13 protein-coding genes are annotated in these 11,978 nt (G+C 70.3%); 5 read left to right on the top strand and 8 right to left on the bottom strand.

Annotated elements, in window-relative coordinates; all coding sequences use genetic code 11:
- Positions 1-6 precede the first annotated feature (6 nt).
- On the top strand, positions 7-603 hold the full coding sequence (locus tag CQ393_RS00655) for a thioredoxin family protein (RefSeq protein WP_153189689.1): 597 nt from the start codon (positions 7-9) through the stop codon (positions 601-603).
- A 115-nt stretch (positions 604-718) separates the two neighbouring features.
- Complete coding sequence (locus CQ393_RS00650) at positions 719-1,837, top strand: hypothetical protein (RefSeq protein ID WP_153189688.1); 1,119 nt, start codon at positions 719-721, stop codon at positions 1,835-1,837.
- A 52-nt stretch (positions 1,838-1,889) separates the two neighbouring features.
- On the opposite strand, the gene CQ393_RS00645 is transcribed toward CQ393_RS00650, so the two are convergent.
- Entirely contained in the window at positions 1,890-2,384 is a 495-nt protein-coding gene (locus tag CQ393_RS00645; protein WP_153189687.1) for a MarR family transcriptional regulator, read from the bottom strand.
- A gap of 126 nt (positions 2,385-2,510) precedes the next feature.
- Between CQ393_RS00645 and hppD the strand changes: the two genes are divergently transcribed.
- Genes hppD through hmgA form a run of 3 tightly spaced genes read left to right on the top strand, consistent with a single transcriptional unit; the run spans position 2,511 to position 5,464 of the window.
- The gene (gene hppD, locus CQ393_RS00640; protein WP_194269536.1) at positions 2,511-3,626 is read left to right on the top strand and encodes a 4-hydroxyphenylpyruvate dioxygenase; all 1,116 of its coding nucleotides are present in this window, start codon (positions 2,511-2,513) and stop codon (positions 3,624-3,626) included.
- 31 nt (positions 3,627-3,657) lie between these two features.
- A complete protein-coding gene (locus CQ393_RS00635; protein WP_153189686.1) occupies positions 3,658-4,116 on the top strand; it encodes a hypothetical protein in 459 nt (152 codons plus the stop codon).
- A gap of 43 nt (positions 4,117-4,159) precedes the next feature.
- Positions 4,160-5,464, top strand: coding sequence for a homogentisate 1,2-dioxygenase (gene hmgA, locus CQ393_RS00630; RefSeq protein WP_153189685.1), 1,305 nt, complete (start codon positions 4,160-4,162; stop codon positions 5,462-5,464).
- Between the two features lies 1 nt (position 5,465).
- Here the strand turns inward: hmgA and CQ393_RS00625 are convergent, their stop codons facing one another.
- From CQ393_RS00625 to CQ393_RS00595, 7 genes are all read right to left on the bottom strand, one after another.
- Entirely contained in the window at positions 5,466-5,969 is a 504-nt protein-coding gene (locus tag CQ393_RS00625) for a hypothetical protein (protein ID WP_153189684.1), read from the bottom strand.
- A gap of 97 nt (positions 5,970-6,066) precedes the next feature.
- A complete protein-coding gene (locus CQ393_RS00620) occupies positions 6,067-6,438 on the bottom strand; it encodes a Na+/H+ antiporter subunit G (protein ID WP_153189683.1) in 372 nt (123 codons plus the stop codon).
- Positions 6,435-6,719: a K+/H+ antiporter subunit F gene (locus tag CQ393_RS00615; protein WP_343199432.1), complete on the bottom strand. Its 285-nt coding sequence runs from the start codon at positions 6,717-6,719 to the stop codon at positions 6,435-6,437. The genes CQ393_RS00620 and CQ393_RS00615 overlap by 4 nt, the downstream gene beginning before the upstream one ends.
- Positions 6,716-7,222 (bottom strand): Na+/H+ antiporter subunit E, encoded by a 507-nt coding sequence (locus CQ393_RS00610; RefSeq protein ID WP_153189682.1) that lies wholly within the window; start codon positions 7,220-7,222, stop codon positions 6,716-6,718. Before CQ393_RS00610 ends, CQ393_RS00615 begins: the two co-directional genes overlap by 4 nt.
- A complete protein-coding gene (locus CQ393_RS00605; RefSeq protein WP_153189681.1) occupies positions 7,219-8,763 on the bottom strand; it encodes a monovalent cation/H+ antiporter subunit D in 1,545 nt (514 codons plus the stop codon). Before CQ393_RS00605 ends, CQ393_RS00610 begins: the two co-directional genes overlap by 4 nt.
- Complete coding sequence (locus CQ393_RS00600; RefSeq protein ID WP_153189680.1) at positions 8,760-9,122, bottom strand: Na+/H+ antiporter subunit C; 363 nt, start codon at positions 9,120-9,122, stop codon at positions 8,760-8,762. The genes CQ393_RS00605 and CQ393_RS00600 overlap by 4 nt, the downstream gene beginning before the upstream one ends.
- A complete protein-coding gene (locus CQ393_RS00595) occupies positions 9,122-11,950 on the bottom strand; it encodes a monovalent cation/H+ antiporter subunit A (RefSeq protein ID WP_153189679.1) in 2,829 nt (942 codons plus the stop codon). Before CQ393_RS00595 ends, CQ393_RS00600 begins: the two co-directional genes overlap by 1 nt.
- Positions 11,951-11,978: the final 28 nt, after the last annotated feature.

The raw sequence follows: 11,978 nt of genomic DNA, 5'->3' as shown, positions 1-11,978 counted from the left end.
GCAACGATGAAGCGCATGTCCGGTGGAATCTCCCTGCTGCTGGCCGCGGCGCTGGCCGGCTGCTCGCAGCCGGCACCGCCGGCGCCGGAGAAGGCGCAGCCGCTGGACACCTCCGAACAGAAGGCGCCGGTGGCCGATACCAGCCAGCCGGTCGCCTCGGGCAACACCCCGGCCGCGGCGGACATCGCCGCGGTGGCAGCGCTCAACGCGCAGTTCGACCCGGCGCGCGACCCGGTCGCCGACCTGGAGACCGCCAAGGTCGAGGCCCAGCGCGGCGGCAAGCGCATCGTGCTGGACGTGGGTGGCGAGTGGTGCTCCTGGTGCCACCTGATGGACGCCTTCATGGAGGGCGACTCGGAGATCCGCCGCTTCCGCGACGCCCACTACGTGTGGATGAAGGTCAACTACAGCGAGGACAACGAGAACGCGGCGTTCCTGTCGCGCTTCCCGGCCATCACCGGCTACCCGCACCTGTTCGTGCTCGACGCCGAGGGCCAGCTGCTGCATTCGCAGTTCACCGGCGAGCTGGAGAAGGGCAAGGGCTACGACCGCCGCAAGTTCTTCGCCTTCCTCAAGGAATGGGCGCCGCCGGCGTCGCCCTGAGCGGGCGAGGGGGAAGAAAACGGCGCCGCGTGGCGCCGTTTTCGTCTGCGGGCTTCATTTACGCTGCGGCGGGCCGCTAACGGGAGCATTCCCATGTTCGCGGGGTCCGTTCCCCATGCCGTTTCCTTCCGATGCCACTCCCGAAGCCGCCATCCAGGCCGCTGCCGACGCGGTCGGCACCGGCCTGCCCACGGTGGATGCGCTGATGGACGAGCAGCCCGCCGCCGCGGGCGAGGGGCTGCCGCCGCGCTACCGCCTGCCGCAGGCGGCGGTGCCGCCGAACATCATGCTGCAGGCGGCGGTGACGCGGCTGGTGGAGCAGAAGGAGCGCATCGACCGGCTGGCCCGCGAAGGCCTGCTGGACGGCCTGTTCCCGGCCGAGTGGGGCGCGGTGCCGGGCAACGAGCTGCGCGCGTTCGTGGCCTCGGTGGTGCCGTTCGCCTCGGACAGCGTGCGCGGCGAGACCATCGCCGCGCGCGTGCCGCTGAAGTACCTGCTCGGCCAGTCGCACCGCTGGGGCAGGGACGACGTCGCCGAGCCGCGCTCGCTCAGCGCCTTCCTGGCCAGCGACGAACGCGCCGGCGCCGGCGCGGCCGACGCCGCCGAGGTGATGCTGCTGGGGCCGCTGGGGCTGGGCTGGGCGCAGGTGGGCCGCAGCCGGGTCGGTTTCCTGCGCTCGATGGGGGCCGAGTCGCTGGCCGCGCGGGTCACCGCGCTGCCGTATCCGGCGCCGGAACAGCTGGCGCTGTACCACGTCACCGTGGCCGGCGTGTCGCAGGTGTGGTGCGTGCTGGACAACCGCCGGCTGCGCGCGCTGTCCGCGCCGTCGCTGACGGTCCCGCTGCTGACCGCCTATGGCGTCGCCGCGCCGCAGGCATGGCCGGCGCAATGGCCCGACCCGGTCGAGGTGGATGCGGAAATCGGCCTGGCCCGGGCCGGCAAGGGAGCCCACGAGGTCGACCTGGTCAGGCTGGTGGACAAGATCCAGCGCAGCCGGGCCGGCGAGGCCTGGAGCAGCGCGAGCCTGATGCAGCTGCATACCTGGGTGCCGCGCTGGCGCTTCTTCCTGGCCTCGTTCATCGGCCTGCCGGTGGCGCTGCTGCTGATCGCGGCGCTGGCCCTGCCCGGCCGCGTGGAGGCGGCCGCGGTGGCCGCGGCGCTCGGCTTCGCCGGTGGCGCCATCGCCGCGCTGGCCGCGCCGTGGATCTACGCGCGCCGCAAGTTCCTGAGCTGAGCGGCCGCCACGTCGCCGGGCAGGGACCCGGCGCCACGACGGGCGCGCCGGCTCAGTCGATGCTCATCTGCGCCAGGCCGGCGTCGGCCAGCCGGGTGATCAGCCGCTCCAGCACCTGCTCCTCTTCCTCGGTCAGCACCGACATCAGCTTGCGGGTGATCTCCATCACCATCGGCGCCACGGTCTCGTAGACCTCGAAGCCCGCCGCCGACAACGCCAGCACCGAGCGGCGGCGGTCGTCGCCATGGGTCTCGCGGCGGATGAAGCCGCGTTCCAGCAGGCGCGCAACCGCGCGGCTGACCGCCACCTTGTCCATCGCCGTGCGCTCGGACACCTCGCTCGCCGAGGAGCCCGGGTACAGCGCCAGGATGGTGATCACCCGCCATTCGGGGATCGACAGGCCGTAGCGCTCGCCATACAGCCGCGCGATGTTGCCGCTGACCCGGTTGGACAGGACGCTGATGCGGTACGGCAGGAATTGTTCGAGATCGAGCAGCACGTGCGAGGCACGGATGCTGGTGGACTTGCTGTAGTCGGAAGAGCTCATGCTGCAGTGCACCTTGATGGTGGTTTCATGTGAAACTATAACCTTCGGTCCTGACCCGCGTTCGCCGCGAGTCTTCCTGTTCTCCGCCGCCGGCACCGGCGACGGCCCCACTTCCGGAGGCAACCCATGAATACCCAAGTCCACGCCGCATCCAACGCGCCCAACCTGGGCATGCAGGTGACCACCTTCGAGAACCCGATGGGCATCGACGGCTTCGAGTTCGTCGAGTTCGCCGCGCCGGCCGGGCAGGCGGCACAGCTGCACGACTACTTCCGGAACATGGGATTCACTGCCGTGCTCCGCCACCGGCAGCGTGCTATTACCGTCTACCGTCAAGGCGGCGTCAACTTCCTCGTGAACGAGGAGCCGGACTCCTTCGCCGCCGACTTCGCCGCCAAGCACGGCCCCTGCGCCTGCGGCTTCGCCATCCGTTTCCGCAAGCCGGCCGCCGAGGTCCTGTCCGCCGCGCTGGGCAACGGCGCCGAGGAAGTGTCCCTGCTGGCCGACACCCGCGCCGTGCCGGCGCCGGTGATCAAGGGCATCGGCGACTGCATGCTGTACCTGGTGGACCGCTACGGCGAGGCCGGCAGCATCTACGAGGCCGACTACGTGCCGGTGGAAGGCGCCGAGCAGAACCCGAAGGGCTTCGGCCTGACCTTCATCGACCACCTGACCCACAACCTGTACCTGGGCAACATGCAGCAGTGGTCGGACTACTACGAGCGCCTGTTCAACTTCCGCGAGATCCGCTACTTCGACATCAAGGGCGCCAAGACCGGCCTGGTGTCCAAGGCGATGACCGCGCCGGACGGCATCGTGCGCATCCCGCTGAACGAATCGTCCGACCCGAAGAGCCAGATCAACGAGTACCTGGACGCGTACAAGGGCGAGGGCATCCAGCACATCGCCTGCTTTACCGACAACATCTACGACACCGTCGAGGCGATGCGCGAGCGCGGCATCGAGTTCCTGGACACGCCGGACACCTATTTCGACGTGGTCGACCTGCGCATCCCGGACAACGGCGAGGACGTGCCGCGCCTGCGCCGCAACAAGATCCTGATCGACGCCGACCCGGAGACCAAGCAGCGCAAGCTGCTGCAGATCTTCACCCAGAACTGCATCGGCCCGATCTTCTTCGAGATCATCCAGCGCAAGGGCAACGAGGGCTTCGGCGAGGGCAACTTCCAGGCGCTGTTCGAGAGCATCGAGCGCGACCAGATCAAGCGCGGCGTGCTGTAACGTTACCGGTCCACTCCCCGAGGAACGCGCGATGCTGACCGAACTGATCACCCTGTTGACCTGCGATGGCCTGGAGGGCGACGACCTGGCCGACTGCGTGGCCCGGATCGAGGCATCGCCGGCCGATCCCGAACTGGAGTGGATCGAAGGCGACAGCCCGGCGGAGTTCATGCAGTTCGCGATCCTCGCCGAACTCGGCGATTTCGTCGCCATCGGCGACAAGGTCGACGAACTGCACGAAGAGATCAGCGAACAGTTCGCCGACCCGCTGCCGGCGTTTCCAGGACAGGAAATGCCGGTGGCGGACTACTTCCAGTGGTTGGACGGGGAGCTGGCCGCCCGGCCGACGCCCTACGAAATCCTGCTGTGGGGCAATCACTTCGACGACAACCTCTACGCCTTCATCGTCCGCCGCAAGGACACCGCGCGCGTCCTCGACCTGGCCGGCGGACTGGGGCTGCTGGCCGAGCGAGCGACCCGGCGCGGCTGACCTGAAACCACTCTCCATCCGGGCATATCCAGCGAGCGCAGCCATGTCCCAGAGCAACAACGCTTATCAATCCGGCTTCGGCAACGAGTTCGCCACCGAGGCGGTGCCCGGCACCCTGCCGGTGGGGCGCAATTCGCCGCAGCGCGTGGCCCACGGGCTGTATGCCGAACAGCTGACCGGCACCGCGTTCACCGCGCCGCGCGGCAGCAACCGCCGCAGCTGGCTGTACCGCATCCGCCCGGCGGCGATGCACGGCGAATTCACCCCGTTCGAGCAGCCGCGCCTGCATGGCGATTTCAGCCACGGCGCGGTATCGCCGAACCAACTGCGCTGGAATCCGCTGCCGCTGCCGGACGCGCCCACCGATTTCGTCGAGGGGCTGTACACCATGGGCGGCAACGGCTCGCCCGAGGCGCATGCCGGCGCCGGCATCCACCTGTACGCCGCCAACGCCGACATGCGCGGCCGCTATTTCTACGACGCCGACGGCGAACTGCTGATCGTGCCGCAGCTCGGCCGCCTGCGCCTGCGCACCGAGATGGGCGTGGTCGAGATCGAGCCGCAGCAGATCGCGGTGATCCCGCGCGGCGTGCGCTTCGCGGTGGAACTGCCCGACGGGCAGGCGCGCGGTTACGTCTGCGAGAACTTCGGCGCGCTGCTGAAGCTGCCCGACCTCGGCCCGATCGGCAGCAACGGCCTGGCCAACCCGCGCGATTTCGAAACGCCGGTGGCCGCGTACGAGAGCGTCGAGGGCGACTTCGAACTGGTCGCCAAGTTCCAGGGCCGGCTGTGGCGCGCCGACATCGGTCATTCGCCGCTGGACGTGGTCGGCTGGCACGGCAACTACGCGCCGTACCGCTACGACCTGCGCCGCTTCAACACCATCGGTTCGATCAGCCACGACCATCCGGACCCGTCGATCTTCCTGGTGCTGCATTCGGCCAGCGACACGCCCGGCACCAGCAACCTGGATTTCGTGATCTTCCCGCCACGCTGGCTGGTGGCGCAGGACACGTTCCGCCCGCCGTGGTTCCACCGCAACATCGCCAGCGAGTTCATGGGCCTGGTCCACGGCGCCTACGACGCCAAGGCCGAAGGCTTCGTGCCCGGCGGCTGCTCGATCCACAACTGCATGACCGGCCACGGTCCGGATGCGGCCACCTTCGACAAGGCTTCCAGCGCCGACCTGTCGCGGCCGGACGTGATCACCGACACCATGGCCTTCATGTTCGAGACCCGCTGCGTGATCCGCCCGACCGAGCAGGCCGTCGCCGCCGGCCATCGCCAGCGCGACTACCAGGCCTGCTGGCGCGGGCTGCGCAACAATTTCGCGCCGCCGCAGGAGTGATTCAGGCCGGCAGCGGCGCTTCCAGCACTGCTGCCAGGTGTTGCTCGGGCAGTACTTCGCGCAGCCGTTCGCGCACGCGCTGCACGTAGCCGTCCGACGCCATGGCCGGCAGCTGCGCCAGCGCCAGCCGCAGTGCGTGCAGCGTGTCCGCTTCCTCGCGCGTGGCCTGCAGCAGCCGGTGCAGGTGCGCCGCCGCCGGATGGCGCTGCAGCGCGAGCATGTCCAGCAGGTAGATGCGCGCGGCGACCAGCGAACGGCGCCGTGCCGTAGCGGCCGGTGCGGCTTCGGGCGCCGGCGGCGGTGGTGCCGCCTGCTCCGCGTGCAGGTAGCCATCGCGCTGCAGCTGCGCGACCAGCGCCGGCGCATCGTCGCCGAGCAGGGCGCGCAGTTCGCCGAGGCCGCGCTTGCCGTCGCACAGGATCAGGGCACGGCGCTGGCGCAGGTCCAGCGGGGCGCGATGGGCCTGGAGTGCAGCATGCGCGAGGTCGGTCTTGCGCGGTTGCATGGGCGGACGGGCGGTGCGGCGCGGAGCCCAGAGCCTGCCCGGCGCAGGTGAAAACGTGATGACAGGGCGCGTGCGTCGTCGCGGCCGCGCGTGGCCCTCAGTCGCCGTCGCACCCTTCCGGCGGCGGCAGCTGTTCCTTGCGCGCGCTGTCGTCGCCCGGCACTTGCGGGCGGCTCTCCATCATCAGCGACAGCGCGGCCTTGGCCATCATGTGCGCGCTGATCGGCGCGGTGATGAACAGGAACACGGTGATCAGCAGCTCGCGCGGCTGCGGGTCCTCGCCCAGGAAGATGTGGTAGGCCACCGAGCACACCAGCACGCAGCCCACGCCCAGCGTGCTGGCCTTGGTCGGCGCGTGCAGGCGCTTGAAGAAGTCGGACAGGCGCACCAGGCCGAGCGCGCCGACCAGGATGAAGAAGCAGCCGAACAGCAGCAGCGCCGACAGCAGGATCTGGAAGAAGGCCATCATTCGACGATGTCCCGGCGCAGCACGAACTTGCTCAGCACCACGGTGCTGCAGAAGCCGAGCATGGCGATCACCAGCGCCGCCTCGAAGTAGACCGCCGAGTTGAGGTACATGCCGAACAGCATCAGTTCGGCGATGGCGGTGACCGAGAGCGTATCCAGGGCGAGGATGCGGTCGGGCACGGTCGGGCCGCGCAGCAGGCGCCACAGCGCCAGCAGCATCGCCACGCCGACCATGTGCATGCACACCACCACGGTGGTCTGGAAAACCAGGTGTCCGGTCACGGGAAGATCTCCATCAGCGGCGCTTCGTAGCGGGACTTGATCTCGTCGATCAGGGCCTGCGGGTCCTCCAGGTGCAGCACGTGCACCAGCAGGTAGCGGCGGTCGTCGGACAGCGCCGAGGACACCGTGCCCGGGGTGAGGGTGATCAGGCTGGTGAGCGCGGCGACGCCGTGGATGTTGCCGATGTCCAGCGGCACCCAGATGAAGCCCGGGGTGAGCCGGCGCTCGGGCCCCAGCACCTGCGCGGCGACGCGGAAGTTGGACAGCAGGATGTCCCACAGCATCACGCACACCAGCCGCGGCACCGGCCGCAGCGTGCCGATGCGCGCGAACTCGCGGTCCAGGCGCGCGGCGAACAGCGGGATCACCACGCCCAGCAGCATGCCCAGCAGCAATTGGCCGAGGTCGAAGCTGGCCGACATCACCATCCAGAACGCGACCACGGTGATCGACAGCGCGGGCGACGGGAACAGCCGCCGCCGCAGGGACCGGCGCGCGCTCATGGCTGCCTCGACTGCGGCATGGTGCCGCGCACGTCGTGCAGGTACTGCTGCGGCGCCAGCAGCTGCGCGGCGATGGCGTCGGTCTGCCGCATCAGCGGCGCGGCGAACACGCTCATCGCCACCGCATAGGCCAGCAGCAGGCCGGTGGCGGCGGTCTCGAACGGCCGCGCCGGTACGTCGGGATCGGGCGGCGGCGGCGCGTCCTCCTCGCCGGGCACGTGCCAGAACAAGCGGATGCCGCTGCGTACCAGGCCGATGATCACCAGCAGGCCGCCGCCGAGCACCACCGCCCACACCATGCCGGTATACGCGGCCGGCACCGCCGACAGCAGCGCGGCCTTGGCCAGGAAGCCGGCCAGCGGCGGCAGCCCGGCCACCGCCACCGCGCCGACCAGGAACAGCAGGCCGGGCACGGTCTTGCCCGGCAGCGCCGCGGCCAGCTCGCGCTCGCCGCGCTCGCCGGCGCGGAAACGGCGGCGGCGGATCAGGTCGGCGACCAGGAACAGGGCGGCGGCGGCGAAGGTGCTGTGCGGCAGGTAGTACAGGCCGGCCGAGATCGTGCCGGCGTTGCCGAGCGCAAAGGCGATGAACAGCGTCGCCGCCGAGACCACCACCAGGTAGGCCACCTGCACCCGCAGCCGGGTCGCCGCCAGCGCGCCGAGCGCGCCCAGCAGCAGCGTCGCCGCGCCGGCCCACAGCAGCCAGCCGGCGCCGTAGCCGGCCAGCGCGCCGGTGCCTGCGCCGAACCACAGCGTGCCCACCCGCAGCACCGCGTACAGGCCGACCTTGGTCATGATCACGAACAGCGCGGCCACCGCCGCCGGCGCGCGCGCATACGACTCGGGCAGCCACAGGTACAGCGGCAGCAGCGCGGCCTTGGCGCAGAACACCACCAGCAGCAGGCCCAGCGCGGCCTTGGCCAGCTTCAGGTGCGAGGGCGGCAGCTCGGCGATGCGCTGGCCGATCTCGGCCATGTTGAGCGAGCCCAGGGCGGCGTAGAGCATGCCCAGCGCGACCAGGAACACGGTCGAGGCCGAGACGTTGAACACCACGTAGTGCAGGCCGATGCGCAGGCGCAGGCCGCGGCCGCCGGACAGCAGCAGGCCGTAGGAGGCGATCAGCATTACCTCGAAGAATACGAACAGGTTGAAGATGTCGCCGGTCAGGAAGGCGCCGTTGAGGCCGACCAGCTGGAACTGGAACAGCGCGTGGAAGTGCGGCGCGCGCCGGTCCCAGCCGGTACAGGCGTGCAGCAGGCAGGCCACGGCCAGCAGCAGGGTGGTGCCCAGCATCCAGCCGGACAGGCCGTCGGCGACCAGGGCGATGCCCAGCCGCGCCGGCCAGTCGCCGAGCAGGTAGACCATCACCTCGCCCTGGCTGGTGGCGGCGATCAGCAGCGCCTCGACCAGCGCCAGCAGCGCCAGGCTGGTCCACGCCACGCCGCGCTGCACCCTGGGTCCGTAGCGGCGGTGCTCGACGAACAGCGACAGCGACGCGCCGAGCAGCGGCACCAGGATCGGCAGGATCGGCAGGTGGTTCATGCGCCGCCCCCGTGGCCTTCATCGGGCTCGTGCGCGTCGACGTGGTCGCTGTGGTTGTCGCTGCGGCTGCGTATCGCCAGCACGATGCAGACCGCGGTCATGGCGAAGGCGATGACGATGGCGGTCAGCACCAGCGCCTGCGGCAGCGGGTCGGTGTAGTGCGCCAGGTCCGAGGCCACGCCGTCCTTGAGCACCGGCGCCTTGCCGCTGACCAGCCGCCCGGCGCTGAAGATCAGCAGGTTGGTGGCATAGGACAGGAAGGTCATGCCGAGGATGACGTCGAAGCTGCGCGCGCGCAGCAGCAGGTACACGCCGATCGCGGTGAGCACGCCGATGGCGCTCGCCAGGGCCAGTTCCATCAGTGCATCTCCCCGGTGCGCGCCGAACGGCGGTGGATGTCGATCTCGCCATGGCGCGCGCTGCGCGTGCGCGACGGCTTGACGGTGCCCATCATCGACAGGATCAGCATCACCCCGCCGAACACCACCAGGTACACGCCGGTGTCGAAGCCCATCGCGCTGGCCAGCGGCACCTCGCCGATCAGCGGCAGGTGCAGGTCGAGGTGGCCGCTGGTCAGGAACGGCACGCCGAACAGCGTCGAGGCCACGCCGCTGAGCAGGGCGATCAGCAGCCCCAGGCCGATGCAGCGGATGTAGTCGAAGCCGAAGCGCGACTCGACCGAGGCGGTGCCCTGGATCACGTACTGGATCAGCAGCGGCACCGCCAGCACCAGGCCGGCGATGAAGCCGCCGCCCGGCGCGTTGTGGCCGCGCAGGAACAGGAAGATCGACACCGTCAGGGTCAGCGGGAACATGATCTGCGCAAGATCGGCCGGCACCGGCAGCTTGATCGGCGGGCCCGGCATGATCTGCTCCGGCGCCATGCGCGAGCGCCGCAGCAGCGCATGCACCACAAGCGCGGCGATGCCGAACACGGTGATCTCGCCGAAGGTGTCGAAGCCGCGGAAGTCGACCAGGATCACGTTGACCACGTTGTGGCCGTAGGCCTCGGGCAGCGCGCGCCGCAGCATCTCCCCGGCCATGGTGTTGGGCGGCAGGGTCATCATCGTGTAGGCCAGCGCGGCCAGGCCGCCGCCGGCGACGACGGCGATCAGCGCGTCGCGGCGCTTGCGCCACGCTCCGCGCTCGGGCGGCGACTGCGCCGGCAGGTAGTTCATGCCCAGCAGCATCAGCGCCAGCGTCACCGTCTCCACCATCAGCTGGGTCAGCGCCAGGTCGGGCGCGGACAGGAATACGAAGGCCAGCGCCACCATCAGCCCGGTGCCGCCCATCACGATCACCGCCAGCAGGCGCTGCCGGTACAGGAACAGCCCGCCCAGCGCGCAGGCCAGCATCACCAGCCACAGCGCCCAGCCCAGCAGCGGCATCGGCTGCGCCGCCGGCCAGGCCGGCCACGACGGCGCGGCGGCATACGGCGCGGCGGCCACCACCACCGCCACCAGCACCAGGGCCAGCAGCATGCGCTGCAGGCTGCCGTCGGCCAGCGCGTGGGTCAGGCGCTGGGCCAGCCCGAACAGCGCGTCCATGCCGCGCTGGAACAGCTGCTTGCCGACCGGACGGTTGCGGGCCGCGTACAGGTCGGTGAGGCGGCGCAGGCCGAAATACAGGGCGATGCCGCCGGCGATCCCGATGCCGCTCATCGCCAGCGGCAGGTTGAAGCCGTGCCAGACCGACAGGCTGTAGGCGGGCATGGCCGCGCCCAGGATGGACTGCGCGGCGGCGTGCAGCACCGGCGCCACGGTCAGCGCCGGGGCGATGCCCACCGCCAGGCAGATCAGCACCAGCACGACCACCGGCACCTTCATCCAGCGCGGCGGCTCGTGCGGCACCACGTCGATGTCGAGCGGGCCCTTGCCGAAGAACGTGTCGTGCACGAAACGCAGGCTGTAGGCCACGCCGAGGATGCCGGCCAGCAGCGCCGCCGAGCTCATCGCCGTGCGCATCCATTGCGGGCCGCCGGTGGACAGGGCCTCGGCGAACAGCATTTCCTTGGACAGGAAGCCGTTGAGCAGCGGGATGCCGGCCATCGCCAGCGAGGCGATGATCGCCAGCGCGCTGGTGACCGGCATCAGCCGGCGCAGGCCGCCGAGGCGGCGCATGTCGCGGGTGCCGGTCTCGTGGTCGATGATGCCGGCGGCCATGAACAGCGAGGCCTTGAAGGTGGCGTGGTTGAGGATATGGAACACGCCGGCCACCACCGCCATCGGCGTGGACAGGCCGAACAGCAGGGTGATCAGGCCCAGGTGCGAGATCGTCGAATAGGCCAGCAGGCCCTTGAGGTCGTGCTGGAAGATCGCGTTCCAGGCGCCGATCAGCAGGGTGGCCGCGCCGATGCCGCTGACCAGGTAGAAGAACAGCTCGCTGCCGGCCAGCGCCGGGTGCAGCCGCGCCAGCAGGAACACGCCGGCCTTCACCATCGTCGCTGAATGCAGGTAGGCCGATACCGGCGTCGGCGCGGCCATGGCGTGCGGCAGCCAGAAGTGGAACGGGAACTGCGCGCTCTTGGTGAAGATGCCGGCCAGCACCAGCAGCAGCGCCCACGGGTACAGCGGGCTGTTGCGGATCAATTCGCCCGAGGCCAGTACTACGTCCAGGTCGAAGCTGCCGACGATGCGCCCGATCAGCAGCACGCCGCCGAGCAGCGCCAGCCCGCCGCCGCCGGTGACGACGAAGGCCATGCGCGCGCCCTCGCGCGCGTCGCGGCGATGCGACCAGAAGCCGATCAGCAGGAACGAGCTGATGCTGGTCAGCTCCCAGAACACCATCAGCAGCAACAGGTTGCCGGACAGCACCATGCCCAGCATCGCGCCCATGAACAGCAGCAGGCAGCTGTAGAAGCGGCGCGCGCTGTCCTGTGCGGACAGGTAGTAGTGCGCGTACAGCACCACCAGCGCGCCAATGCCCAGCACCAGGCCGGCGAACATCCAGGCCAGCCCGTCCAGGCGCAGGGTAGCGTCCAGCCCGATCCGCGGCAGCCAGGCCCAGCTCGCGCGCAGCACCGCGCCGTCGAGCACCGCCGGCGTCATCGCCCCCAGCAGCGCCAGGCCCAGTAGCGGCGCCGCGCCGGCCAGCCACGCGGCCGCCGTGCGGGAAAGGCGGGCGTGCAGGGCGATGAGCGCGGCCATCACGAATGGCAGCGCGAGCAGCAGGGGGAGAACGGATGTCATGCAGGGAATGCGGGATTCGCGAGCAGGT

It is taken from the genome of Stenotrophomonas sp. MYb238 (assembly GCF_009496535.1).
Classification (GTDB): domain Bacteria; phylum Pseudomonadota; class Gammaproteobacteria; order Xanthomonadales; family Xanthomonadaceae; genus Stenotrophomonas.
The sequence above is the reverse complement of the archived record's forward strand: the minus strand, read 5'-3'. Positions and strand labels throughout refer to the sequence as shown.

Coding starts and splice junctions, on each gene's coding strand:
- CQ393_RS00655 (WP_153189689.1), top strand. CDS start 7: ATGAAGCGCATGTCCGGTGGAATCTCCCTGCTGCTGGCCGCGGCGCTG.
- CQ393_RS00650 (WP_153189688.1), top strand. CDS start 719: ATGCCGTTTCCTTCCGATGCCACTCCCGAAGCCGCCATCCAGGCCGCT.
- CQ393_RS00645 (WP_153189687.1), bottom strand. CDS start 2,384: ATGAGCTCTTCCGACTACAGCAAGTCCACCAGCATCCGTGCCTCGCAC.
- hppD (WP_194269536.1), top strand. CDS start 2,511: ATGAATACCCAAGTCCACGCCGCATCCAACGCGCCCAACCTGGGCATG.
- CQ393_RS00635 (WP_153189686.1), top strand. CDS start 3,658: ATGCTGACCGAACTGATCACCCTGTTGACCTGCGATGGCCTGGAGGGC.
- hmgA (WP_153189685.1), top strand. CDS start 4,160: ATGTCCCAGAGCAACAACGCTTATCAATCCGGCTTCGGCAACGAGTTC.
- CQ393_RS00625 (WP_153189684.1), bottom strand. CDS start 5,969: ATGCAACCGCGCAAGACCGACCTCGCGCATGCTGCACTCCAGGCCCAT.
- CQ393_RS00620 (WP_153189683.1), bottom strand. CDS start 6,438: ATGATGGCCTTCTTCCAGATCCTGCTGTCGGCGCTGCTGCTGTTCGGC.
- CQ393_RS00610 (WP_153189682.1), bottom strand. CDS start 7,222: ATGAGCGCGCGCCGGTCCCTGCGGCGGCGGCTGTTCCCGTCGCCCGCG.
- CQ393_RS00605 (WP_153189681.1), bottom strand. CDS start 8,763: ATGAACCACCTGCCGATCCTGCCGATCCTGGTGCCGCTGCTCGGCGCG.
- CQ393_RS00600 (WP_153189680.1), bottom strand. CDS start 9,122: ATGGAACTGGCCCTGGCGAGCGCCATCGGCGTGCTCACCGCGATCGGC.
- CQ393_RS00595 (WP_153189679.1), bottom strand. CDS start 11,950: ATGACATCCGTTCTCCCCCTGCTGCTCGCGCTGCCATTCGTGATGGCC.